The organism is Candidatus Salinivivens marinus (assembly GCF_965655845.1).
Taxonomy (GTDB): Bacteria; Pseudomonadota; Alphaproteobacteria; order Rhodobacterales; family Rhodobacteraceae; genus Salinivivens; species Salinivivens marinus.
Window position 1 is genome coordinate 32117 of sequence record NZ_CBFHHX010000002.1, and the last position, 23302, is coordinate 55418.

A 23302-nucleotide genomic window follows, 5' to 3' on the forward strand; every position below is an offset into this window, starting at 1 on the left:
CTATTCATTCTGCGGCCTCGGCATAATTTGACACAGGTGGGCAGATACAAACGAGGTTTCGATCCCCGTGGGCATTGTCAACTCGGTTAACTGGTGGCCAGTACTTATCTACGCGAAATGCGCCAGGCGGAAAGCATCCTTGATCTCTGGAATAGGGGCGGTTCCAATCCCCAACTAAATCCTCCACAGTGTGCGGTGCGTTCTTTAAGGGATTGTTCTCGCGGTCCATTTTATTTTCTTCTATTTGCCTTATTTCTTCTCGTATCGCTAACATTGCATCACAAAACCGGTCTAACTCAGCTTTTGTTTCTGACTCTGTAGGCTCAACCATCAGAGTGCCAGCTACAGGCCAACTCATGGTTGGAGCGTGAAAGCCACAATCAATTAATCGTTTTGCAATATCTTCCACCGAAATATCTGCAGTATCTGAAAATGGACGTACATCTAAAATACATTCATGCGCAACTCTATCAAACTCACCCTTATACAAAACATCAAAGTTACCTTGTAAGCGTTTTGCAATATAGTTTGCATTCAATATGGCGACCCTTGTCGCCTGTGTGAGCCCATCTCCCCCCATCATCAGGCAGTATGCCCAACTTATTGGAAGTAATGAAGGAGATCCAAATGGTGCAGCGGACACTGGGCCAATACCGCCTTCCGAGTGTAAATTATTCGGCAGGTGTGGTTTCAGGTGCTTTTTTACTCCGATTGGACCCATTCCTGGTCCTCCACCACCATGTGGAATGCAAAAAGTCTTGTGTAAATTTAAATGACTTACATCTCCACCTAAGTCCCCAGGCCGTGATAATCCCACCATAGCGTTCATATTTGCACCATCGATATATACCTGCCCACCATGGATGTGGGTTATATCACAAACTGAGTGTACTGTTTTTTCAAAAACTCCATGAGTGGACGGATACGTAATCATGCAACCTGCTAGTTCATTACTATAAAGCTCTGCTTTCGCCTTAAAGTCGTCAATGTCTATATCTCCATTATCGGCAGAATTAACTGGTACCACTTTCCAGCCTACCATCTGTGCACTTGCCGGATTGGTGCCATGTGCGGACGTCGGAATAAGACACACATTCCGATGACTTTCACCTCTCGAATTATGGTAATCGGCGATAGTTAAAAGACCTGCATATTCTCCTTGAGCTCCAGAGTTTGGTTGCATGGAAATAGCGTCATATCCGGTGATGGTACAAAGTTTTTGAGATAAATCTGTTATTAATTCCTCATACCCTTTTGCTTGGTCTCTGGGTGCAAAAGGGTGGAGCAAGGAAAACTCTCGCCAGCTTACGGGCATCATTTCAGCCGCGGAATTCAACTTCATAGTGCAGGAACCAAGGGGTATCATCGCTCGGTCTAGTGCCAGATCCCTATCAGACAGCCGCCTCATATAACGCATCATTTCTGTCTCGGCCCTATTCATATGAAATACTTCATGTTCCAAATAAGTACTTTGGCGTAATAGGTTATTGGGTATTCTATAGCTTGGTTCTAAATCATTGTCCCTCATATTTAGGCCAAAGGCTCTCCAGACAGCTTCCGTAGTATCGCGTCTGGTTGTTTCATCGTAAGATACTGCTACTTTATTTTTTCCAATTGCTCTTAAATTAATTCCTGCTTGGACTGCCGCGCTCATGACACCTTTTTGAAATAATCCGACATCGACTGTGATGGTATCAAAGAAGGCGTCAGGTTCAACTTTGAACCCAGCTTTTTCTAAACCCTTAGCGAGCCTCACAGTTTTTCGGTGAATGCGTTGAGCAATCGCTTTTAAACCCTCAGGCCCATGAAATACGGCATAGAATGATGCCATAACAGCAAGCAGCGCTTGTGCTGTGCAAACATTTGACGTTGCTTTTTCTCGTCTGATATGCTGCTCGCGGGTTTGAAGAGCTAATCGATAAGCTTTATTACCATTGGCATCAATGGAAACGCCAACAATTCTTCCAGGCATTGATCTTTTGTAAGTATCTTTTGTTGCCATGTAAGCAGCATGTGGCCCACCATATCCTACTGGCACTCCAAACCTTTGAGTTGTGCCTACTGCTATATCTGCACCCATGGCTCCCGGTTCTTTCAGTAAAGTAAGTGATAGTGGATCTGCAGAAATTACACCTATAGCTTTAAATTCATGCAACTTCCGTATTTCTGCAGTAAAATCTCTAACATTACCGTTTGTTCCAGGATACTGAAAAATGGCGCCAAAAACTTGACTAGCGTCAAGGTTATCTACGTCATCAATTATTAAAGAAATACACAGTGGCTTAGCTCGAGTTTTCAAAACTGAGATATTTTGTGGATGACAATTTTCATCCACAAAAAACATTGTGTTCTTTGACCGCGAGATGCGTTGAGCCATTGTCATGGCCTCTGCACAGGCAGTCGCTTCATCTAAAAGTGAAGCGTTTGCTATTTCTAAACCCGTTAAGTCCGAGATCATAGTTTGAAAATTAAGAAGTGCTTCTAATCGGCCCTGGCTTATTTCAGGTTGATAGGGAGTGTAAGCCGTATACCAAGCAGGGTTTTCAAGTATATTTCTTTGTATTACTGGCGGCGTTACTGTTCCGTAATAACCTTGGCCAATCAAACTTGTAAGAATTTTGTTTTTTGAAGACGTGATGCGCATATGTCTCAAAAGCTCTCTTTCGGACATTGGTTTTCCGAAGTCTAGCGCATCTTTCTGACGAATGCTTTCTGGAACCGTTTGATTTATCAACTCATCTAGTGATTCAACTCCGATCGTTTTGAACATTTCCTCCATTTCAGATGGCGACGGACCTATATGTCTACGATTCGCAAAATCATAGGGAAGATAATCAGTTGGTGTAAAAGGCATCTTAGACCTCCAAATTTTTATTGTTTGTAATTTGCAAACTAAGCGGTTAGCTGATCAGTTTTGAATATGCTGCTTCATCCATATATTCATCGATTTGATCCATGTTATCTGGTTTCATTTTGAAGAACCACGCATCTCCCACAGGATCTTCATTTACTTTGCTAGGTTCATCTACGAGCATCTCATTTATTTCAACAATTTGTCCATCAAGGGGGGAAAGGATGTCAGAAGCTGCTTTAACACTTTCTATCACAACAATTTCATCATCTTTTGACACTGTTGTCCCTTCATCTGGTAATTCGATAAAGACAATATCACCTAACTGAGAGCTAGCATGCTCGGTTATACCAACAACTACTAAATCGCCTTCAACTCTAAGCCATTCATGTTCTTCAGTAAATTTCATTTGTTCCTCCAAAATTTATTTTTTAAAATTCTTCTTTACAAACGGTAGCTGAGTGACTTCTATTTCAAGCAACTTTCCTCGAACTTGCGCATTCACTCTATTACCTTGAATTGAATATTCTTTTTTCACATACCCGAGTGCAATTGGGTGTTTTAATGTGGGGCTGAATGAACCTGATGTTATCCATCCTATTTTATCTGAAGATGAATCGTGACCAAAAAGCTCAGTGTTTGCTCTGATTGGGGCTTTACCAAGGGGAACAAATCCCACCAATTTATATTCTGTCCCATCACTTATTTCAGATAATATTTTTTCTGCTCCAGGAAATTTTCCTTCTTTATCCCCTCCACTTAATCTTGAAGTATGCATGGCCCACTTCAAGCCTGCGGCAACTGGAGAGGTTGTAGCATCAATATCTTGTCCGTATAGACAAAGTCCTGCTTCCAATCTTAAAGAGTCCCTAGCTCCTAAGCCGGCAAGTTCGACAGTTTCATGCTCCAACAAACTAGTGGTTACAATTTCTGCTGCCTGGCTTGGTATTGAAATTTCAAACCCATCGTCACCGGTATAACCTGATCTTGATACCCAGCACTCCGCTCCTGCTATTGGTATGGTAGATACATCCATAAAGCGCATTTTGGAAATCTTGGGGAAATGTTCTTCAAGCACTTTCTGTGAGGTAGGTCCTTGCAATGCAATCAAGGCTCTATTTTCTAAATTTCTGACACTAACCCCGAGCGGTTCTAAATTCTCTCGCAAGTATTTAATATCGTCTTCTTTTCGTGAAGCGTTAACTACCATATATATGTGATCACCACGATTGGAAAACATAAAATCATCGAATATTCCCCCAGTACTGTTTGTGAAAAATCCATACCTCTGCCGGTCGACATTTAAAGTTTCAACCTCCATTGGTATCAATGTTTCAAGTGCTTTTGCCGTTTGTTTGAAGTCATTACCTCTTAAAACGACCTGTCCCATATGGCTGACATCGAAAAGCCCTGCGTGGCTCCGTGTGTGGAGATGTTCGCTCATAATTCCGTTTTTATATTGAAGTGGCATCTCGTAACCAGCAAAAGGCATCATTCTGACATGACTGTTTTTATGCAAATTATTTAATGGCGTATGCATGAGTTTATCAGACATTAACTTTCCCAAACGAATAGCCAGTTATGAAAGATTCCGGCATCAAATGAATACGGCGTTTGCCGTAAATGATGCCCCTTTCTGTCCCTTTGCCTGAGATCGTTATCCCTTCGGCGGATGCTTTCGCATCTCTCTCCAGATTTTATAAAACAGTGGTCCGTTTGCCTGAGAGTTTCCGGGGCGGTTGCTCCTTCGGCACTGATACACCAGTTCTCCCACTATTCTTTTTGACGATAGACACTGAGATTGTTCATTTCAAGTTAAATGTCATTTGACAGAATTAAATTTTTTATGTGACATCCAAAGTATGAGTAATCAATTTTTCTTTGGCTATGGTAGTCTCGTAAATACTTCTTCACATACTTTTGGCGATATATCGAACGCACGCTTGATTGGATGGCGGAGAGTATGGCAAAGAACGAACCTTAGAAATTTCTCATTTTTAAGTGTTCACAAATCTGGTGGGTCTAGCATCGATGGCGTTATCGCAAATGTACCTAATGGTGATTGGAAGAAATTGGATGAAAGAGAGACTGGATATGAGCGAATTATAGGGTCTGAAATGGTCGAACACATGTCCTCAAAGGCGGATAGTATCTCTTTTTATCGGATACCTAATTATAATTTAGCGGGTGTTGAGAAATGTCCGATCTTATTAAGTTATCTAGACGTGGTTCTGATGGGGTTTTTACAACGATTTGGGAAACAAGGGTTTTTAAGCTTTTTTGAAACAACTGACTGCTGGGATTGTGGTATCTTCGACGATAGAGAGATGCCTAGATATCCTCGTGCTCAAGAATACGAGAATAGTTTTTACGCAGCAGTTGATAATGCGCTAATCGATCATCAAATTGATATGTGCAGATGACTAAATTGCAGTTTTTATACTCTCATCGAGATAGATTTCGCGCAACCTTTGGGTCATAGGTCCAGGAGATCCATTTGCGATATTTTGGCCGTCAATACTAACAACTGGAGTGACAAAAGATGACGCTGAAGTTATAAAAGCTTCCTCGGCATCTCTTGCTTCACTTATTGAGAAGTTTCGCTCTTCTATCTCCATTTGAGCTTCTTCTGCAAAACGTAATACAGCAGCACGCGTTATCCCATGTAAAATATCGTTGGATTTGGCTCGCGTAATGATTTTGCCATTTTTTATTATGTACGCGTTGTTTGAAGTTCCCTCTGTGACATAACCATCTTGAACCATCCAAGCATCATCTGCATTTACTTTTTTAGCCATCATTTTACCAATTGATGGATAAAGAAGTTGTGTCGTTTTGATGTCACGACGTCCCCACCTCTGATCCTCAATTGATATAATCTTGATACCTGAAATAGCTGAAGGACTATCCAAAAGGTTCTCTTTATTTTGGCTAAACATGACTACAGTTTGAGGAGTTGTTTCAGGGTCGGGAAAAACAAAATCTCGATCACCCGCCGAACCGCGTGTTATTTGTAAGTATATTAAGCCGTTATTTACGCTGTTTTTATCAATTAATCTTCTGTGAATTGACAATAAACCTTCCTTAGTAAGAGGAGTGGTCATGTCCAGTTCGGATAGTGATCTTTCTAATCGATGAAAGTGCCCTTCAAAATCAATAAGTTTTCGCTCTATTACTGAAGTTACCTCATAAACGCCGTCCGACATTAAAAAGCCTCGGTCGAAAATTGATATTTTGGCCTCATTTTCTGGAATAAAACTTCCATTTAGATAGACAGTTCTCATTGGTTTAAGCTCCCTCTATTATCACAGGATTTAGTCTTATTGCTTTGCAACTGCAATTATAATAACTCCACTTTTGACTGTTTATTGAGTGATACTGTAAAACTAAGTAAATGGCACGGTCTATAATTTATATAGTTTGATAACTATGAGACCAAGCTATCAAAAATCATTTTCTTTTATTGCTTTATCCCTTAAAGGAAATATCAGAGCACAATTTTGAAAACTATCTATCAAAATCTTGGAGAATCTTTTGAGGCATTACTTAGATTTCGAAAAACCTTTGGCAGAAATAGAAGGAAAAGCGGAGGAACTTAGAGCTTTAGCGCGTCAGAATGATGAGATGGATGTCGAAGCTGAGGCTGAGGCCTTAGATAAAAAGGCAGAGATAATGCTTAAAGATCTTTATCGGAATCTTACCCCTTGGAGAAAGTGTCAAGTTGCGCGTCATCCTGAAAGGCCTCATTGTATCGAATATGTAAATGAACTTTTCTCCGAATTCACCCCACTATCCGGTGATAGGAATTTTGCAGACGACCACGCAGTTGTTGGGGGTATAGCTCGATTTAACGATACACCTGTAATGGTCATTGGAAATGAGAAGGGTAATGACACAAAGACCCGAATTGAGAGAAATTTTGGAATGGCGCGTCCTGAAGGCTACAGAAAAGCCATACGCTTAATGAATCTCGCAGATAAATTTGGTTTACCAGTGATAACTTTGGTTGATACTCCAGGCGCATACCCTGGAAAAGGTGCAGAAGAGCGAGGCCAGTCTGAGGCGATAGCTCGGTCTACTGAAAAATGTTTGCAAATTGGTGTGCCAATTATTTCACTCATAATAGGTGAAGGGGGATCTGGTGGAGCGGTCGCTTTTGCAACTGCAAACAAAGTCATAATGTTGGAGCACTCTATATACTCGGTGATAAGTCCTGAAGGTTGTGCTTCAATATTGTGGAAAGATGCTGATAAGATGCGAGAGGCAGCTGAAGCATTGAGGCTAACAGCTCAAGATCTTACAAAACTTGGCGTAAATGATATTATTATCGAAGAGCCCACAGGTGGAGCACACCGAGACAGAAAAATGATTTTTAAGGAAGTCAAAAATGCTATCAGTAAGGCTTTATTGGACTTAGCCGAAAAGAAGCGTGGAGATTTAATAAAACATCGCAGAGATAAGTTTTTATCTCTCGGTCAACAGGGTTTGGTGTCTTAATCAATTTTTTAACATTCTTAGACCCTGAGTGACGTCGGACCTGACTGCAACTCGTAAGCCGGGTTCATCTCCGGCACTCAAAGCGGAGAGAATTAGTCTGTGAAAATGTGGGGGCTCCTTTCTTTTTAGTCTTCCGTAAAGTGCGCGCATGGTTGGACCCAGTTGTAACCAAACAGTCTCAGCGGTTGCCAACATCGCAGGAGCTTGCGCTCTTAAGTATAGTGTCCTGTGAAATTCAAGATTTGTTTTGATATAGGTTACGGCGTCATGATCATCTATAGCTTGAGCTACACGTGCATTGATCGCTTGAAGTCTATCGATTAACGCTAGGTGCGCTCGTGGCAAAGCTCTACTTGAAAGTTCAACTTCAATTAAAGATCTCATTGCCGCCAGTTCTTCTATTCTCTCGTTGGTCAGTTCTGGCGTAAAAACTCGGCCTGATGCAGTCATAGCAAGTGCGCCTTCTGCCACTAGTCGGCGGACAGCCTCCCTAGAAGGGGTCATCGAAACGCCGTAGCTTTCCCCAATTCCCCTTAGTGTTAATGATTGACCCGGCTGAATTTGACCATACATGATTTTCAGTCGAAGACCCTTGTAAACGCGGTCGTGCGCCAATGAATTGTTATCTATGTTGTCTTGTGAATTTGCCATAATTATTTTGTGATCACAAAGCCAGTTTTGGTCAACCTTTAAATTTATAAAAGTGAAGTTTTGTGCCTTCTGTTCTCAGCCACTTACGTTCATTTTCATAAGGTCCAAATAAAAATAAAACCGCTGTCCAAAAATCTATGGAATGATTAAAATGTTCCAGATGTGCCACTTCATGAGCAACTAAGTATTTAATTATATTTTTGGGTGCCATAATTAACCTCCATGAAAACATTAAATTACCGTTAAAAGAGCATGAGCCCCAGCGAGATCTTGGGTCCCGTAGTTTAATTTTAGAGTATGATACTCCTAATTTTTTGCAGTATGAATTTGCAGTGTTTGTAAACTCTTCTTTAGCTAAATTTTTAAGGTAATTTTCAACAACTAGACTTGGCTTTGAAACCTTACTTGGCACATAAATATTATTGTTACCAATTACTACATTTGGCAACTCCGAACAAACTTCTATACGTTTATCAATGCCAAAAATTGGGACATATGCACCGACGCCCACTTTTATATTTCTTTCTGAAACTTTGATTAACTTATCTCGTATCCACTTTTCTTTACTTTTCAAAAAGTTTAGCAAAACATCGTGTTTCGTATTGACAGGAGCTGTTAATACTACATTTTTGGTTATGGAGGAGACTCTGAGTGACAATCTTTTCGAATTTCGCACTTTCCGAACTGACACTTTGATTTGGGGTTCTCCGAAAAAAAATATGGATTTTGACATTAATTTTTACAATCTTGCTTAAATTTCATCATTTTGCACAGATAAGGCTTTGACATATTGGCTATCTTATGCGAAATGGCCGGAAACTTTTAAGTTTGTACATTATTTAAAAGGAATTTCCCATGCCCAAAGAAGAATGGGGTGTAAAACGCGTCTGCCCCACAACCGGCAAGCGCTTCTACGACCTTAATCGTGATCCTATAGTAAGCCCGTACACAGGTGAGGACGTTAAACTAGACGATACAAAGTCGCGCTTGATACAAGCGGATGGAGAAGATTTGTCAGTGCGAAGGGCAACTGAGACCGCCGTATCAGACGATGATGTCGTGCTAGATGATGATGATATGGATGTCGAATTAGATGATGATCTTCTAGAAGAAGATGACGATGATAACGTTTCATTGGACGATATAGCGGACGTTTCTTCAGATGAGGACGAAAGTTAGTTAAGCCTGGCAGGATAATAACTTGTGCTTCCGGCAAAGTTATTTTAGTTAAATTCAGAGAGAGACTGCAAAAATTGGGGCCTTAGCTCAGCCGGGAGAGCGCTACAATGGCATTGTAGAGGTCAGGGGTTCGATCCCCCTAGGCTCCACCAATTTTTGTGAGATACCATTTGCTATAATTATCAAACAGCAACTGCCTTAAAGCATCTCTAAATCGTTTTATTAATAGCTCAGTTGAGCAGATCCAATCCAAATAGTAATTTGGATTAAGCATAATATTTTAGTTAAAATTATACCTTGAGATATTTTTACTTATCAATGTTTATTTTGAGGTAGCTACACTTCCACATCTGTTTAAAATTGCCCCCATTGCCAACCTGGTTTGAACCTTCCACTATTTGTATGAAGCCTGCAATATTTTTAGAAACAGCACCTTGATTATTTAAATAGGGCAGGAGGTTTTTCTCACACTCATTCTGTGTTTTGTAATGATATTGAGGGTAAGCTACAATTTCTGAGTGAATGAAGTCAGGCTGTATTGTTGTCCAAGTTATGACCCAAGCATCCATAGCATATGCATGCCCTGTCAAGAATATTAAAGTAAAAGTGATTAAAATTTTCTTCATTCTAGTAGCTATCCAGGCGGAGACTGATATTTTTTTAACAACAAAATATTAAAGATCTGATCCAGATACTAGTCGTCTGTAACCCAAATGTAATCTTCGTCCGTGTCAACGCTTATAGTATTCAGAGGTTTGCATTCATCTTGATGTTCTTGAGGTCTTTTGCCAACCCATTTTTTAACCTCGCCCGACTTAAAGCAAAACTCACTTTTGTGATACGGGCACAATATTGTAGCTTTTTCGGTTATTTGTCCGATATCTAATGGTAAGTCCATGTGAGGACAAAGATTTTCAATGGCATAAATTTCGCCTTCGTTGATCAAAAGAATTTCTTTTTCCTTAAGTTTAAACTTTTTCTTCTCACCCAAATTCAACTCCTCAATAGGTAAGGTTCGGAACCACTTTTTGCCATCTATATTTCTTTCGACTTCGGTAACATTTAACTCCAATGCACTACTGTTTACGTCGCTTACTTCGTACAAAGTAATCAAGTTACTGGTTCCCCGTAGTTTCAATCTGAGATAATTTTTAACCGAGACTTTTTCTTTAATTTGATCATATACCGTTTCAGAAATAAGTAGTCTGGTACCGGCTTCCTTGTTAATGGCTTCAATTCTGCTTGCAATATTAACTGCGTCGCCAATAACGGTAACTTTTCTATCCTCACCAATTCCAACAGATCCGGAAATAACCTCTCCGTAATGTACTCCAACTCTTATATCGAAATCTCGTCCGTAAGCTTGTTTTAGGTATGATTTGAACTGATCCATTTCCTTCAACATTTCAACGCTCGCGCTCACTGCTCGCAAAGATTGTTGTCTCGACTCTTTGAGGCCAAAGATTGCCAAGATAGCGTCGCCAATGTAGTTATTAACTTCGCCTCCGTGGCGTATAATGACTTCCCTCATTATTGAAAAATATCTGTTCAGGATAAATATGACATCGTATGCGGATAAAGACGCTGCAAATGGGGTAAAGCCTTTTATGTCACAAAAAAGTATTGTTAGGTTCCGTATGGTTCCCACAGACTCTAATTTTTTTTCGGTTATTTGATTGTTAAGATCAGCATCTCTTTTGTCTAAAAGCAGCCTGCGAAAGGACACATTGCCGCTCAATTTTGTTTGACATCCCAACCTAATGTTAGGTGGAAATGAAAGCTTTTGGGCAAGCTTTTCCTCTAGTTCACTTCTTGGATGACAATTTTCTAGGCCGTCTAAAATTTCAACACGACAAGTAGAGCACTTCCCTGTACCACCACACGCACTTAGATGGGCTATATTATTTCTTAAAGAAGCCAGAAGAATTGACTCTTCTTCAGTAATGTCAATTTCTCGGTTATCAGGCTGCACCAAGGCAGTGAATGTTATCTCTTCCGTTTGCAATTCCAAATGGTTATGGGTGCCGTCGCAGAACGGACTGTTTGAGGTTTTTTTACAGCCGCACAGGTATGCAGTCTCTGTTTTTTGAGCAGTAAATTTTCTTGGACTGTGTTGAGTACCTTTGTGGCTTCCATCACAAAATGGTTGATGCTTACTCTGACCGCAGCTGCACCAGAAGTAATCTGAACCCGCTTCTAGCTTAACAGGAAATGGTGTCTTTACGTTCATCAAGCTATCCCAAATTATACTTTATACCTCAAAATAATAGTTCAATCTTTAAAAATAGTAAGTCAAATGAGACCATCAAAATTTATTAGGAAAAATTTGGCAAAAAAATTGGAGAAAATTACATATTGAAGTCAGCAAATTATTTAATTACTGGGCCCGAAGAAAGTTAGCTGGTTTTATCTTCAGGGCCTGCGTTGCGAAATAAAGTCCAGCCAAGAGATTTGCAATTAATCCACCTATTATAATCATTAAAGCGGTATCCCAAATTATCTTAAACGGGAGCTCCAGAACGAGCGATGTTATACACCATGCTCCACCAATTGCAAAAAATATTGCCACGAAGCCTGCTGTAGCACCTATTAACGAAAAGCGAATTATATAACTAATTATAAGGTCCTTTCGGGTAGCACCCAAAGTCTTCAAGATGGCTGCGTCATAGGACCTTGCGCTTTGCCCTGATGCTGCTGATCCTAAAAGTACTAAAAAGCCCATTGCTAAGGTTGTCAGCGCACCATATGAACTCGCTGTCGCCATAGAGCTTAGTAAATTACTCACACGTTCTATTACATTTCTTACTTTTATGAGGGTAATGTTGGAAAATTTACTTGATAAATTATTGAAAACCGTAGTCTCGGCTTCAGTACTCGCATAAATTGTCATTATAAAGCTATGGGGAGCCGTTTTGAGCGCACTAGGATTCATAGCTATGACGAAGCCAATTCCAGCGGATGAAAAATCTACATTACGAAGACTTGTAATTTCTCCAGTAATTTCTCTTCCCATTATATTCACTGTTACACTATCACCAATTCCAATTCCTAGCTCTTCGGCCTGTTCAGCAGCAAAACTTATTTGGGTTGCACCCGAATAGTCTTTGGGCCACAGCTGACCTTTTGTAAGATTGAATCTTTTGGGTAACTCCTCAAAGTATGTGATGCCTCTATCGCCTCTTATAACCCAATGATCACCAGCAACCTCAGATGCCTGCTTGTTATTTATTTTTGTTATAATGCCTCTCAGCATCGGAGCTTCATCGAAAGAAATGACCCCTTTATTAGAGTTTAAAATGTCTCGAACTTCCTCAATTTGAGATTTTTGGATATCGATTACGAAATAAGATGGCGCAACTTCAGGCAAATCGTTATTGATTGATGTCCGCAGATTACCGTCAACCTGACCTATTATGGCAAGCACGGTTAAGCCTAGACCTATTGCAATCAGTGAATTATTGGTTCCTTCTTGAGTGCCCCCCATTGCAGCAAGCGCCCAACGAGTAGATGGATGGCCATTGATAACCCGGCCAAACTTTTTGATACAGTACATCAAGATACGCGCTGACAAAAATAAAGTTACCAACGCGACCGTAAATCCCAGCGCAAACCAACTTGTAAGTTCAGGATTCTGATTAAATACGGCCGAGATAATTAAAAGAATAAGTACCAAGATAAAGCTCAAAACTAAGTATTTCAAACGTGGGAAGCCATCTTTAATTAAATTCATTTCTCTAAATAGTGCTGCAGCTTGTATATTTTCACATCTTGATAATGGCCAAAGTGTAAATAACGTCGCAATTAAAGTGCCATAAATAGCCGCCTCTACTATTGGCTTGATGGAAAAAACTATGCTTATTGGAATTGGGAGTAAAACTTTTAGCAGGGGTGCGCAAAGATGTGGCACACTCGCGCCAATTACTAAACCTATGGTAATGCCAATGAAGGAGATGATAGCCAGCTGAACGAAGTAGGTCATAAAAATCTGGAAATTTGTAGCGCCTAAACTCCTCATGACGGCTATCGTTGAAATTTTCCGATTTAGGTAACTTTTAACGGCTGATCCGATTCCGACACCACCTACTACGAGTCCGGCCAAACCAACCATAATAAAAAAGGCTGATAATCTATTCACAAATTCAGAAATACCCGGCGCACCATTTCTGGCATCCCTCCAACGCATTCCATTATTTTCAAATTTAATTTTTGCTAGAGCTCTGAGTTCATCCAAGTTTTCAAAAGGATCAATTAAAAGCCTATATTTTGCTGTAAAAAGCGTTCCTGGCGCAATTAATCCAGAGTCTAAAAGATCATCACTTTTTATAATTGTACGTGGACCAAAACCAAAATTAGTTCCTGCATCGTCTGGTGAGGATTGAATTATATCTCGTAAAACAAATTTGGTAAGCCCGAGACTGAAAGTTTCGCCTATATCAATTCCTAATCTTGAAGCAAGATCACTCTCCATGACTGCACTTTTGGGTTGGCGGAACACGTCCTTGAATGATTTTCCACTCGCGAGTTGGACATTTCCAATAAGCGGATATTCATTGTCCACAGCTTTTACCTGAGTTAGAGCTCTTTCGCTTGCACCTCCCTTGACGAACTTGGCCATCGATCTGAACTCAATAATTCCAGATATATTTTGAGATATCGTTTCCAGCCATTTTAGTTCTTCTGTGTTTGCTAATCGATAGGTAAATTCTGCTTCTGCATTGCCACCCAGTAATTCAGACCCTTTCTCACTAATCGCAATTTCTATTCCACTCTTCACGGTTCCAATGGCTGAAATAGTGCCAACCCCAAGAATTAAGCATGCGAGGAAAATACGGAAACCAGATACACCTGAGCGTAATTCGCGGATTGCCATCAGCATTGGGAATTTCAATTTTCCAATACTGGTCACTGGAGTTTTCCATCTCTAATTTTTATGATCCTATCACATTTTTTTGCGAGCTCGCGAGAGTGCGTTACCAAAAAAAGGGTAGTCTCTTGCTCATCTTTAAGTTCAAAAAGTAAATCTACGATTGCTTTCGTATTTTCTTCATCCAAATTTCCAGTGGGCTCATCTGCCAAAAGGATTTTAGGGTTTGAAACATATGCTCTGGCCAATGCCACACGCTGTTGTTCTCCACCAGATAGCTGGGAAGGGTAATGATCAGCGCGCTTTAACAATCCAACCCTATCTAATGCTTTCATAGCGTATTCGGCCGGTTTCTTTGAAGAAGAGATTTCTAAAGGTGTTGCAACGTTCTCCAGTGCTGTAAGTGTGGGTATCAAATGAAAAGATTGAAAAACAACACCAATATTATTTTGCCGAAGCTTAGAAAGTCTGTCTTCAGACAATCCAGTAATAAACTGGTCCAAAATTTTTATTTCCCCACTTGATGGTTTTTCTAGTCCGCCAGCGAGCATCAATAACGACGATTTACCAGATCCAGATGGACCTATTAATCCGATACTCTCACCTTTATTAATGTCTAGAGAAATATTTTTTATAATGTTCACATTGCCTGCATTGCCTTTAAGCGTCAAAGACACATTTTGTAATGAAATTATCGGTGCTCCCATGAAAGCTCTCTCATGATTTTACTTAACAGATTAAAATATGGTTTGTTTTTGGTCTTCAACAAGATGATCATTTCACTATTTGTGGTATCCTCATTTGCCATTGCAGACAATCAAGTAAAAATACTTATGCTTGGCGATAGTTTAACCCAAGGTTATGGTTTAGAAGAAAAAAGTGGATTAGTCCCAGTGCTTCAGCGCTGGCTATCAAGTAATGAAACAGAGGTTTTGTTAATAAATGGTGGGGTTTCTGGCGATACGACCCTGGGTGGACTTGAACGGTTAGATTGGTTGCTTACTCCAGATATAGACGGTGTGGTCGTTGCTCTCGGTGGAAATGATCTGTTACGTGGCTTTGATCCAGAATTTACAAAAAATAATCTGGACAAAATTTTTATGAAGTTAAAATCGAAGGGCATCAGTGCTGCGGTCGTTGGTACTATTTCTCCCTTAAACTATGGATCAGAATTTAAAAAGGAATTTGACGACATTTTCCCTGCATTGGCGAAGGATTATGGTCTTTTTTACGTTGATAGCTTTTTCGCTCCTTTAGTAGACAAACAAACACAGCAAATTTCAATTAACTTGGTACAATATGATGGTATTCATCCAAACAATAAGGGAGTCGAGGCGATTGTGGCGTATATTGGCCCGGTAATTAGAAATTTTATAAAGTCATTATCGCAATTGTAACTAAACAGAAATTAGCTAGATTTCGCGCAACGTCTCATTCGATGCAGTATAAGTTATGGATGAATAAGATGCCAAGATGTCACAAAGAGCATCAGCAAAAAAATGGACTCTTGAATTTTTGTTACAAACAAGACTAAACACAGACGTATTTTAAACGGCGCGTGTACCGCCGGTTTGTATTTTAGGAGATAAAATGGCCAAAGAAGAATTACTCGAGTTTCCAGGGGTTGTAAAAGAGTTACTTCCTAACGCTACATTCCGAGTTGAACTTGAAAATGGCCATGAAATTATTGCGCATACGGCTGGTAAAATGAGAAAAAACCGTATCCGTGTTCTTGCAGGTGACCGCGTTCAGGTTGAAATGACACCCTATGATTTGACAAAGGGGCGTATAAATTTTCGCCATAAATAACACTTGAAGCTTACACTTGGATCAAGTAGCCCTCGGCGGCTGGATTTGCTTACCCAAATAGGTGTGGTCCCTGATAAAATTCAAGCACCCAACATTGATGAAAGATATAAAAGAGGCGAACTTCCGCGCCACTATTGCAACAGAATAGTATTAGCGAAAATTAATGCACTATCATGTAAGGGAGATGAAGTTACTTTGTGTGGGGACACGACTGTAGCTTTAGGTAGGCGTATTCTGGGCAAACCGAAAGATGCTGACCAAGCAATGGAGTATTTAACTTCTCTCTCCGGTAGAAGGCATCGCGTTATAACGGCAATAGCAGTGCGAAATAGCAAAAAAATTTGGACACAAGATGTTGTCAATACAGTAAAATTTAAGGTTCTCTCGAAAAAAGAAGTTGAAGATTACATTGCAACTGGCGATTGGATTGGAAAAGCTGGAGCCTATGGAATCCAAGGCCATGCTAGTAAATTTATTCCTTGGATAGCAGGTTCTTTCTCGGCAATAGTGGGGCTGCCTCTTTTTGAAACGAATAACTTGTTGACCAAAGCAGGTTATACCATTCGAAGAGTCTTAGAATGAAAGGGAAGATAGCTCTACTTGATTACTTTGATGGGAAAGAGGCAGCTGCATTGCTAATCGATGGTGAATTGCATGATTTTTTTGCAGAACCAGGCGCAAATGCGCCTGGTTCCATCTTTAAGGTGAAAGTTAAACATCAAATAAAAGGAAGTGGAGGAATTTTCGTCGAAAGTCCAGATGGAGATTTCTTTTTGCATAAAACGCAGGGAATAAATTCTGGAGATGTTATTTTAGTCCAAGTCAGCAGTTATGGTGACAGAGAAAAACTTCCTCGCGTTACAACAAAATTACTTTTTAAAAGTAGATATGTAATCGTAACACCGTTTAATGAGGGCTTAAATATAGCGAAGAATATCCAAGATAATGAAAGAAGAATTCAGCTAAAGCAATTAGTTTTAGAGGGGCTTGACCATATACCGTATGGTATGATTATGCGATCATCTTGCGCATCCGCTAATAAGAGTGAAATTATCAGCGACTGTAAAAATACAATAACGACGGCGCAGAATGTATTATCAGCTGAGGATAAACAGATGGGTTTAATACATCGAGCCCCTTCTCCTCATCAATTGGCATGGCGGGAGTGGATTGATATGCCTGCTTTAGATAAAACAAGTGGTACGTTTGCTGAACATGGCGTTTTAGAGTTAATCGATGAATTAAAACATTCAAAAGTAATTCAAAATAATGGTAATTATTACATTGAACCAACAAAGGCCTTTGTAGCGATTGATGTAAATACTGCCGGCGATATATCATTTGCCGCTGGGCTCAAGGCGAATTTGGCGATGGCTAAAGATTTGCCACGTCAACTGCGTTTGAGAGGGTTGGGTGGGCAAATAGTCGTAGATCCTGCTCCGATGTTGCGGCAAGACCGTAAAATAGTTGAAAACGCTCTTAAGTCCGCGCTGAGGAAGGACACCATAGAGACTAATTTTGTCGGTTGGACGGCAATGGGCTTGATCGAATTACAGCGCGCAAGAGTTCGCCCTAATTGGTTAACGCGATAAGTTACATTTCTTTAACTATTAATTCTTAGGGTTTAAACTGCGGTATCTTTGTAGTTTATCTCTTTTTTATCCTCTCCAAGCCGACCGCGTCGAATATGGAGTCTATTTAGAGCATTTAAATACGCTTTAGCTGACGCAACTACAGTGTCAGTATCTGCGGATTGGCCTGTAGAAATATTTCCTTTGTCGTCCATCCGAACAGTCACTGTAGCTTGTGCGTCCGTTCCCTCTGTTACTGCATGAACTTGATATAGCTGCAATTTCGCACTGTGAGGATAAAGCGCTTTAACTGCATTAAAAGTTGCGTCAACTGGTCCATCACCCGTAGCATCAGTCGATACCTCATTACCATCAATTACTAAGATCATTTTGGCACTTTGTGGCCCATGAGTTCCACATATAACCTCTAAAGATTTTAAAACTATGTGATCATTTTCTGTATCTTCTCCAGCACGCATAAGCGCAATAAGGTCTTCGTCATAAACCTCTTTTTTTCTATCGGCTAATTCTTTGAAACGCACAAACACATCTTTTAATTGATTATCCGCCAACTGATAACCCAAATCTTCCAATTTAGCTCTCAGAGCTGCCCGCCCTGAGTGTTTTCCTAAGACAAGATTTGTTTCAGACAATCCTATATCTTCAGGGCGCATTATTTCAAAAGTTTCAGAGTTTTTTAGCATTCCGTCTTGGTGTATGCCACTTTCATGGGCAAATGCATTTTTGCCAACAATTGCTTTATTAAATTGGACTGGAAAACCTGAAACTGTTGCAACTCTCCTTGAGAGATTCATTAATTTAGTTGCATCTATTCTTGTGTGGTAAGGCATTATATCGCCTCTCACTTTGAGTGCCATTACAACTTCTTCGAGTGCAGTATTGCCAGCTCGTTCGCCAAGTCCATTAATTGTGCACTCTATTTGCCGAGCCCCTCCTTCTACCGCTGCAAGAGCATTGGCCGTGGCCATACCTAAATCATTGTGACAGTGAGTTGCAAACACGACCTCATCTGCCCCTGGGACTTTCTCGATTAGCATACGAATTAAATCAGCGGATTCGACTGGTGCAGTATAGCCTACAGTGTCAGGAATGTTTATGGTTGCAGCGCCGGCCCTTATTGCTATTTCTACCACGCGCATCAAGTAATCATGTTCTGTTCGAGTTGCATCCATAGGAGACCATTGAACATTGTCGCATAAGTTTCGAGCATGTGTAACTGTATCGTGAATTAGCTCAGCCATCTGGTCTTTATCAAGATTTGGAATGGCGCGGTGTAATGGCGACGTTCCAATAAACGTGTGTATCCGAGGTGCACTAGAATTTTTCACAGCTTCCCAACACCGGTCAATATCTTTGTAATTAGCCCGAGCTAAACCACATATCGTAGAATTTTTTGAGCGTCGAGCGATTTCACTGACCGCTTTAAAGTCTCCTTCTGAGGCAATCGGGAACCCAGCCTCTATGATATCGACACCCATTTCATCCAATAGCTCAGCAATTTCAAGTTTTTCGTCATGGGTCATAGTTGCTCCTGGTGACTGTTCGCCATCACGGAGAGTGGTGTCAAAAATTACTACCCTGTCACTATGGTTATTATTTTTCATTTGGAATCTCTATGTTTGGTATTTAAAAATAAGTTCGATGCGGTCATTGTCTCCTCTGAGCGGACGCACCTTTCTGGCACGCTCAGAGGCTGCCTAGTATCAGATTTTGACGTTGATCTATTACCTTACAAATTTTGGACATTGAACTCATTTACACCAAGACGTTTCTTGAGGGAGAACTTATACATGCATTGGTCTAAAAGAAAACAATAAAATAATTTTTGATCGTAAAGTGTGTGCAGTAGACACATAGCGCATCAGGTTATATTTTATATATCGAGTGAGATTTTAAAGAGGCTAATAGTTTTGAACAAGCAAATGGAAGAAAGAATAGAAAAAATTGAAGCAGTGATTTCTAATTTGGTGCGCAATAGCGAAGATTTGTCCGATATTGTTGCGGCTCAAGATAAAGAAATATCCAGAATTAAGGATAGCCTACAGTGGCTTCTGGAGAGAGACTTTGAACGTCAAAATGCCGAAAATACGGTTACAGATGAAAAACTTCCACCACATTGGTAGATACGAAAGCAATTGTCATTCTATCGAAGCTAAAGTAGGCTTTATTAAAAAATAAAATAAAGCACAAATGGGCGTACTATGAAATTTTTTGTTAAGTTATTTCTATCAGCATTTTTGGTGTTTTCAGTTCCCTTCAGTGTTGGTGCTCAAGATGATGTTGTCGTTACAAAGCAATATGACGATGGCGGTATGTATGAGGGTACCTTTAAAAACGGTGTTCAGCATGGAATAGGAACATATCGTTTGCCGAATGGATATGAGTATAGCGGCGAATGGGTTGACGGCGAGATTCTGGGAGTTGGTGTAGCAAAATTCCCAAATGGCTCTGTATATGAAGGAAATTTTATAAAAGGTAAACCGGAGGGCTCTGGCAAAATAATTTTTGCAGACGGGGGAACTTACGAAGGAACTTGGTTAGATGGAAAAATAACTGGTCAGGGTATAGCTGTTTACGCAAACGGATCTCGGTTCGAGGGCGGATTTTTGGAAGCAATGCATCATGGGCAAGGTGTCATGACTAACTCTGATGGCTATGTATATGACGGTGATTGGGTAAATGGCGTCAAGGAAGGTTCAGCGAAAATTACCTACCCCGATGGATCAGTGTATAGCGGAAGTGTCATTCGCGGAGCTCGAGAAGGTAAAGGGACCCTTGAGATGCCAGAAGGTTTGATCTTTGAGGGCTTTTGGAAAAATGGTGAGATTAACGGATTAGGGAAATTAACTCAGCCAAATGGCGACATCTACAAAGGTGAACTTTCTAATGGAAAAAGAAACGGTAACGGGGTTGTAGAGTATGCAAACGGCGACATATATGATGGAGAATTTAAAGAAGATCAAAGAGCAGGTCAGGGCACTTTCCTAGGTTCTGATGGCTATAAGTATGTAGGGGAGTGGGCCGAGGGGCAAATTCAAGGTGCGGGTGAAGTTACTTATCCTGATGGTTCATTCTACGCAGGTAATTTTGTAAATGGATTAGCTAGTGGTACTGGTAAAATTCAATATCCAGATGGCTCTTTGTACGAGGGAGAGTGGAAGGCTGGGGTTATCGAGGGTATAGGCCGCGCTCAGTATTCAAATGGGGTCGTTTATGAGGGTGGATTTAAAAATGCCCGTAATCATGGTTTTGGAATAATGGATTATGGAAATGGATACATTTACGAAGGTGATTGGAAAGATGGTAACCGCCATGGCAAGGGGGTGTCAAAATTTGCCGATGGAATGGTTTATGAAGGGGATTATTTGAACGGCAAACGCCATGGTGTAGGTAAAATCACTCTTGCGGATGGCTTTAGATATGAGGGTGAATGGTTGGCTGGTGAAATAACTGGTAAGGGCATCGCCACTTATTCAAATGGAGATGTTTATGAAGGAACTTTCGTTAATGGGCGCCGCCAAGGTCAAGGCACAATCAAATTTGCAAACGGAAGGTCGGCTAAAGGTAATTGGCAAGATGGTGCACTTATTGAGTCCGGGACTTCAGTAACCGATACGGATATTGAGGCATCTACTGGCAATGAATGATATTAACTGCGATTAAATCATACGATTTTTTGAAATATCAGAAAGAATTTTTTTGGCTTTAGCTAAGGTCGCAGATTTTAGATTTGCGTCCTGTCTTTCCCAATTGCGGTACATTTGTCTCATTCTAGGGTTTGAAGAAAATTTTTCTTCATGCCTAATAAGGAAATCCCAGTATAGGGCATTAAATGGACAGGCTCGATCGCCCAATTTGTCTTTAACGTCGTAATGGCAACTCTTACAATAGTTTGACATTCTACTTATGTATGCACCGCTACTGATGTACGGTTTTGATGCGACCACCCCTCCATCAGAAAATTGGCTCATTCCCAAAGTATTGGGTGCCTCAACCCACTCAAAAGCGTCGATGTACACAGAAAGATACCAACGATGAACTTCTTTTGGGTCAATATCTGCTAGAAGAGCAAAGTTGCCCGTGACCATAAGACGCTGTATATGGTGAGCATACGAGTACTTCTTAGTTTGTAGAACAGCTTGAGATATGCACTGCATTTTTGTATCGCCACTCCAATAAAAACTTGGGAGTTTTGCCTTTGCATTTAAATAATTTTGATTGATATAATCCGGACCCTTTAGGAAATAGATTCCTCTAATGTATTCGCGCCATCCAATTATTTGCCGAATGAAACCTTCCACAGCGTTTAATGGCGCAAGACCAGTAATAAAAGCCTTTTCCACCTTTCGGCAGGTTTCTAAGGGATCGAGTAGTCCGGTGTTAAGGTACAACGAAATAAGGGCGTGATATAGAAACGGTTCGCCAAGCATCATAGCGTCTTGATAGTCCCCAAATAACGGTAGTGAATTTTTTATGAATTTATCAAGAGCGACGTTAGCGTCGTCAGGTGTTACTGCGTAATTGAAAGGATATACGTCACCAAAGTGCGAATTGTACCTTGCATTAACAAGAACCAAAACATCTTCCGTTATTTTGTCGTTATTGAATTCAGTAGGTGCTGGACTGATAATTTTTTTAGGTGGTGACTTTCGATTTTCTTGATCGAAGTTCCATTTGTCGCCAATGGGTTTATCACCATCCATTAATAAACCGGTCTTTCTTCTCATCTCACGATAAAAAAATTCCATTCTCAATGTTTTTTTGTCATGTGCCCAATTTTCAAATTCTACCTGTGATGCAATAAAGCGATCATCTTCGATCATTTTAACCTCTAATGGCGCTTCATTAAGTAGTTCTATTAGACGCCACTCACCCGGTTTTGTAACGATCAGTTCATTTGCGCCTACTTCGTCCGCGTATCGAAGAATTTCGCCCAAAATGTTTTGAGAATTCTGCGGATCATCGACTTTACTGTATAAAACTTTCCAACCAGATGCCCAGAGAGTATTTGCAAAATGCCTCATAGCTGAAAAAATAAAAGCGATTTTTTTAGGATGATGATTAACATATTCTGCTTCAGCATCCGCTTCGGCCATTATTATTACATCCTTTGATTTGTCTGCTTGCCTAATTGCTGCCAAATCCAAAGTTAATTGATCTCCCAAGACGAGGATTAGGTTTGGTTTTACCACGGGATCTCCTTATTAGCCCAATCAAAAAATTTCCCCGTGTGAGATGTGTCCTTATTAAGAGTTACATCTAAAATATTTTGAGCTGCTTCTGCTGGCGTTTGCTTTGGATAATTACTCGAATATTTATGGGTAAGATTTGTATCAACGGTCCCTGGATGTATAGCGAGCAAACAAGCTTTTGGGTGAGATCTGGATAATTCAATAGAAAAACTTTTAACAATTTGGTTCACTGCGGCCTTGGCTGCTCGATAAGAATACCATCCTCCCAATTTATTATCTTCAATTGATCCGACTCTGGCTGATAATACTGTAACTATTGAAGATGACTTTTTATCTAAAAGTAACCTTATATGTTTTAAAACTAGAGCTGGGCCGATAGTGTTTGTAACAAAATGGTCAATCATATTGCATTGTGAGAGGTGGTTTATTGATTTTTCTGGCGTGCTTTTAATTTCTAAAGCTCCTGTGGCTATTAGGATATAATTAAATGGGCCTCTCACAGAACTTAAAGAAGACCGCACGCTGTCTTCATTTGTGATGTCAAATTGATCTAAAGATCGAGAGAGGCTGGTAACATCCCAGTATTGCTTCTTTAAATTGTTTGCTACTGCGCTTCCTATTCCACCAGACGCGCCTAATATTAAAGCTCTCTTCATTACCTTGGAGA

At 40.3% G+C, this 23302-nt stretch carries 22 protein-coding genes, 1 tRNA gene and 1 riboswitch; of the genes, 10 read left to right on the forward strand and 13 right to left on the reverse strand.

The window, feature by feature from the left end; all coding sequences use genetic code 11:
* Positions 1 to 4 precede the first annotated feature (4 nt).
* The 3 genes from gcvP to gcvT are packed head-to-tail and all read right to left on the reverse strand — an operon-like array spanning position 5 to position 4406.
* Complete coding sequence (gene gcvP, locus ACTF5Q_RS02410; RefSeq protein ID WP_438953110.1) at positions 5 to 2854, reverse strand: aminomethyl-transferring glycine dehydrogenase; 2850 nt, start codon at positions 2852 to 2854, stop codon at positions 5 to 7.
* Positions 2855 to 2900: 46 nt separating this feature from the next.
* Positions 2901 to 3260 carry a glycine cleavage system protein GcvH gene (gene gcvH, locus ACTF5Q_RS02415; protein WP_154038094.1) on the reverse strand — a complete coding sequence of 120 codons (360 nt, stop codon included), beginning with the start codon at positions 3258 to 3260 and terminating at the stop codon, positions 2901 to 2903.
* A 15-nt stretch (positions 3261 to 3275) separates the two neighbouring features.
* A complete protein-coding gene (gene gcvT, locus ACTF5Q_RS02420) occupies positions 3276 to 4406 on the reverse strand; it encodes a glycine cleavage system aminomethyltransferase GcvT (RefSeq protein ID WP_438953111.1) in 1131 nt (376 codons plus the stop codon).
* Between the two features lie 143 nt (positions 4407 to 4549).
* A riboswitch (glycine riboswitch) is annotated at positions 4550 to 4634 on the reverse strand.
* Between the two features lie 79 nt (positions 4635 to 4713).
* On the opposite strand from gcvT, the gene ACTF5Q_RS02425 reads away from it, so the two are divergent.
* Entirely contained in the window at positions 4714 to 5274 is a 561-nt protein-coding gene (locus ACTF5Q_RS02425) for a gamma-glutamylcyclotransferase family protein (RefSeq protein ID WP_438953112.1), read from the forward strand.
* Here ACTF5Q_RS02425 and ACTF5Q_RS02430 read toward each other — a convergent pair whose 3' ends face one another.
* On the reverse strand, positions 5275 to 6135 hold the full coding sequence (locus ACTF5Q_RS02430; RefSeq protein WP_438953113.1) for a D-amino-acid transaminase: 861 nt from the start codon (positions 6133 to 6135) through the stop codon (positions 5275 to 5277).
* A 250-nt stretch (positions 6136 to 6385) separates the two neighbouring features.
* Between ACTF5Q_RS02430 and ACTF5Q_RS02435 the strand changes: the two genes are divergently transcribed.
* Positions 6386 to 7348 (forward strand): acetyl-CoA carboxylase carboxyltransferase subunit alpha, encoded by a 963-nt coding sequence (locus ACTF5Q_RS02435; protein ID WP_438953114.1) that lies wholly within the window; start codon positions 6386 to 6388, stop codon positions 7346 to 7348.
* On the opposite strand, the gene ACTF5Q_RS02440 is transcribed toward ACTF5Q_RS02435, so the two are convergent.
* Together ACTF5Q_RS02440 and ACTF5Q_RS02445 are read right to left on the reverse strand one after the other, a co-directional pair.
* Entirely contained in the window at positions 7349 to 7999 is a 651-nt protein-coding gene (locus ACTF5Q_RS02440) for a GntR family transcriptional regulator (RefSeq protein ID WP_438953115.1), read from the reverse strand.
* A gap of 31 nt (positions 8000 to 8030) precedes the next feature.
* On the reverse strand, positions 8031 to 8732 hold the full coding sequence (locus tag ACTF5Q_RS02445; RefSeq protein WP_438953116.1) for a M48 family metallopeptidase: 702 nt from the start codon (positions 8730 to 8732) through the stop codon (positions 8031 to 8033).
* Positions 8733 to 8854: 122 nt separating this feature from the next.
* On the opposite strand from ACTF5Q_RS02445, the gene ACTF5Q_RS02450 reads away from it, so the two are divergent.
* Positions 8855 to 9178 (forward strand): TIGR02300 family protein, encoded by a 324-nt coding sequence (locus ACTF5Q_RS02450; protein WP_438953117.1) that lies wholly within the window; start codon positions 8855 to 8857, stop codon positions 9176 to 9178.
* 76 nt (positions 9179 to 9254) lie between these two features.
* Positions 9255 to 9330 (forward strand) — tRNA-Ala (locus tag ACTF5Q_RS02455).
* 156 nt (positions 9331 to 9486) lie between these two features.
* Here ACTF5Q_RS02455 and ACTF5Q_RS02460 read toward each other — a convergent pair.
* The 4 genes from ACTF5Q_RS02460 to ACTF5Q_RS02475 form a co-directional block, all read right to left on the reverse strand.
* A complete protein-coding gene (locus tag ACTF5Q_RS02460; protein ID WP_438953118.1) occupies positions 9487 to 9804 on the reverse strand; it encodes a hypothetical protein in 318 nt (105 codons plus the stop codon).
* A 68-nt stretch (positions 9805 to 9872) separates the two neighbouring features.
* A complete protein-coding gene (locus ACTF5Q_RS02465) occupies positions 9873 to 11408 on the reverse strand; it encodes an adenylate/guanylate cyclase domain-containing protein (RefSeq protein ID WP_438953119.1) in 1536 nt (511 codons plus the stop codon).
* A gap of 147 nt (positions 11409 to 11555) precedes the next feature.
* Entirely contained in the window at positions 11556 to 14084 is a 2529-nt protein-coding gene (locus ACTF5Q_RS02470; protein WP_438953120.1) for an ABC transporter permease, read from the reverse strand.
* The gene (locus ACTF5Q_RS02475; protein WP_438953121.1) at positions 14081 to 14749 is read right to left on the reverse strand and encodes an ABC transporter ATP-binding protein; all 669 of its coding nucleotides are present in this window, start codon (positions 14747 to 14749) and stop codon (positions 14081 to 14083) included. Before ACTF5Q_RS02475 ends, ACTF5Q_RS02470 begins: the two co-directional genes overlap by 4 nt.
* Positions 14750 to 14812: 63 nt before the next feature.
* Here ACTF5Q_RS02475 and ACTF5Q_RS02480 point away from each other — a divergent pair, with 63 nt between their 5' ends.
* The 4 genes from ACTF5Q_RS02480 to ACTF5Q_RS02495 all read left to right on the forward strand — a co-directional run bounded on the left by ACTF5Q_RS02480 (position 14813) and on the right by ACTF5Q_RS02495 (position 17443).
* Entirely contained in the window at positions 14813 to 15439 is a 627-nt protein-coding gene (locus tag ACTF5Q_RS02480; RefSeq protein WP_438953122.1) for an arylesterase, read from the forward strand.
* Positions 15440 to 15632: 193 nt separating this feature from the next.
* Entirely contained in the window at positions 15633 to 15851 is a 219-nt protein-coding gene (gene infA / locus ACTF5Q_RS02485) for a translation initiation factor IF-1 (protein ID WP_153692719.1), read from the forward strand.
* A gap of 3 nt (positions 15852 to 15854) precedes the next feature.
* Positions 15855 to 16433: a Maf family protein gene (locus tag ACTF5Q_RS02490; RefSeq protein ID WP_438953123.1), complete on the forward strand. Its 579-nt coding sequence runs from the start codon at positions 15855 to 15857 to the stop codon at positions 16431 to 16433.
* Positions 16430 to 17443 (forward strand): ribonuclease E/G, encoded by a 1014-nt coding sequence (locus tag ACTF5Q_RS02495; protein ID WP_438953124.1) that lies wholly within the window; start codon positions 16430 to 16432, stop codon positions 17441 to 17443. The genes ACTF5Q_RS02490 and ACTF5Q_RS02495 overlap by 4 nt, the downstream gene beginning before the upstream one ends.
* A gap of 32 nt (positions 17444 to 17475) precedes the next feature.
* Here the strand turns inward: ACTF5Q_RS02495 and ACTF5Q_RS02500 are convergent, their stop codons facing one another.
* Positions 17476 to 19047 (reverse strand): 2-isopropylmalate synthase, encoded by a 1572-nt coding sequence (locus ACTF5Q_RS02500; RefSeq protein WP_438953125.1) that lies wholly within the window; start codon positions 19045 to 19047, stop codon positions 17476 to 17478.
* Positions 19048 to 19365: 318 nt separating this feature from the next.
* On the opposite strand from ACTF5Q_RS02500, the gene ACTF5Q_RS02505 reads away from it, so the two are divergent.
* Complete coding sequence (locus tag ACTF5Q_RS02505) at positions 19366 to 19566, forward strand: SlyX family protein (protein WP_438953126.1); 201 nt, start codon at positions 19366 to 19368, stop codon at positions 19564 to 19566.
* Positions 19567 to 19644: 78 nt separating this feature from the next.
* The gene (locus ACTF5Q_RS02510) at positions 19645 to 21090 is read left to right on the forward strand and encodes an MORN repeat-containing protein (protein WP_438953127.1); all 1446 of its coding nucleotides are present in this window, start codon (positions 19645 to 19647) and stop codon (positions 21088 to 21090) included.
* A gap of 12 nt (positions 21091 to 21102) precedes the next feature.
* On the opposite strand, the gene ACTF5Q_RS02515 is transcribed toward ACTF5Q_RS02510, so the two are convergent.
* Both ACTF5Q_RS02515 and ACTF5Q_RS02520 read right to left on the reverse strand, forming a co-directional pair.
* Complete coding sequence (locus ACTF5Q_RS02515) at positions 21103 to 22635, reverse strand: cryptochrome/photolyase family protein (protein WP_438953128.1); 1533 nt, start codon at positions 22633 to 22635, stop codon at positions 21103 to 21105.
* Positions 22629 to 23291 (reverse strand): SDR family NAD(P)-dependent oxidoreductase, encoded by a 663-nt coding sequence (locus ACTF5Q_RS02520; RefSeq protein ID WP_438953129.1) that lies wholly within the window; start codon positions 23289 to 23291, stop codon positions 22629 to 22631. Before ACTF5Q_RS02520 ends, ACTF5Q_RS02515 begins: the two co-directional genes overlap by 7 nt.
* Positions 23292 to 23302: the final 11 nt, after the last annotated feature.

Excerpts from the sequence above, each read along its gene's own strand:
- gcvP (WP_438953110.1), bottom strand. The coding sequence starts at position 2,854 with ATGCCTTTTACACCAACTGATTATCTTCCCTATGATTTTGCGAATCGT.
- gcvH (WP_154038094.1), bottom strand. The coding sequence starts at position 3,260 with ATGAAATTTACTGAAGAACATGAATGGCTTAGAGTTGAAGGCGATTTA.
- gcvT (WP_438953111.1), bottom strand. The coding sequence starts at position 4,406 with ATGTCTGATAAACTCATGCATACGCCATTAAATAATTTGCATAAAAAC.
- ACTF5Q_RS02425 (WP_438953112.1), top strand. The coding sequence starts at position 4,714 with ATGAGTAATCAATTTTTCTTTGGCTATGGTAGTCTCGTAAATACTTCT.
- ACTF5Q_RS02430 (WP_438953113.1), bottom strand. The coding sequence starts at position 6,135 with ATGAGAACTGTCTATCTAAATGGAAGTTTTATTCCAGAAAATGAGGCC.
- ACTF5Q_RS02440 (WP_438953115.1), bottom strand. The coding sequence starts at position 7,999 with ATGGCAAATTCACAAGACAACATAGATAACAATTCATTGGCGCACGAC.
- ACTF5Q_RS02445 (WP_438953116.1), bottom strand. The coding sequence starts at position 8,732 with ATGTCAAAATCCATATTTTTTTTCGGAGAACCCCAAATCAAAGTGTCA.
- ACTF5Q_RS02450 (WP_438953117.1), top strand. The coding sequence starts at position 8,855 with ATGCCCAAAGAAGAATGGGGTGTAAAACGCGTCTGCCCCACAACCGGC.
- ACTF5Q_RS02460 (WP_438953118.1), bottom strand. The coding sequence starts at position 9,804 with ATGAAGAAAATTTTAATCACTTTTACTTTAATATTCTTGACAGGGCAT.
- ACTF5Q_RS02465 (WP_438953119.1), bottom strand. The coding sequence starts at position 11,408 with ATGAACGTAAAGACACCATTTCCTGTTAAGCTAGAAGCGGGTTCAGAT.
- ACTF5Q_RS02475 (WP_438953121.1), bottom strand. The coding sequence starts at position 14,749 with ATGGGAGCACCGATAATTTCATTACAAAATGTGTCTTTGACGCTTAAA.
- ACTF5Q_RS02480 (WP_438953122.1), top strand. The coding sequence starts at position 14,813 with ATGATCATTTCACTATTTGTGGTATCCTCATTTGCCATTGCAGACAAT.
- infA (WP_153692719.1), top strand. The coding sequence starts at position 15,633 with ATGGCCAAAGAAGAATTACTCGAGTTTCCAGGGGTTGTAAAAGAGTTA.
- ACTF5Q_RS02495 (WP_438953124.1), top strand. The coding sequence starts at position 16,430 with ATGAAAGGGAAGATAGCTCTACTTGATTACTTTGATGGGAAAGAGGCA.
- ACTF5Q_RS02500 (WP_438953125.1), bottom strand. The coding sequence starts at position 19,047 with ATGAAAAATAATAACCATAGTGACAGGGTAGTAATTTTTGACACCACT.
- ACTF5Q_RS02505 (WP_438953126.1), top strand. The coding sequence starts at position 19,366 with ATGGAAGAAAGAATAGAAAAAATTGAAGCAGTGATTTCTAATTTGGTG.
- ACTF5Q_RS02510 (WP_438953127.1), top strand. The coding sequence starts at position 19,645 with ATGAAATTTTTTGTTAAGTTATTTCTATCAGCATTTTTGGTGTTTTCA.
- ACTF5Q_RS02520 (WP_438953129.1), bottom strand. The coding sequence starts at position 23,291 with ATGAAGAGAGCTTTAATATTAGGCGCGTCTGGTGGAATAGGAAGCGCA.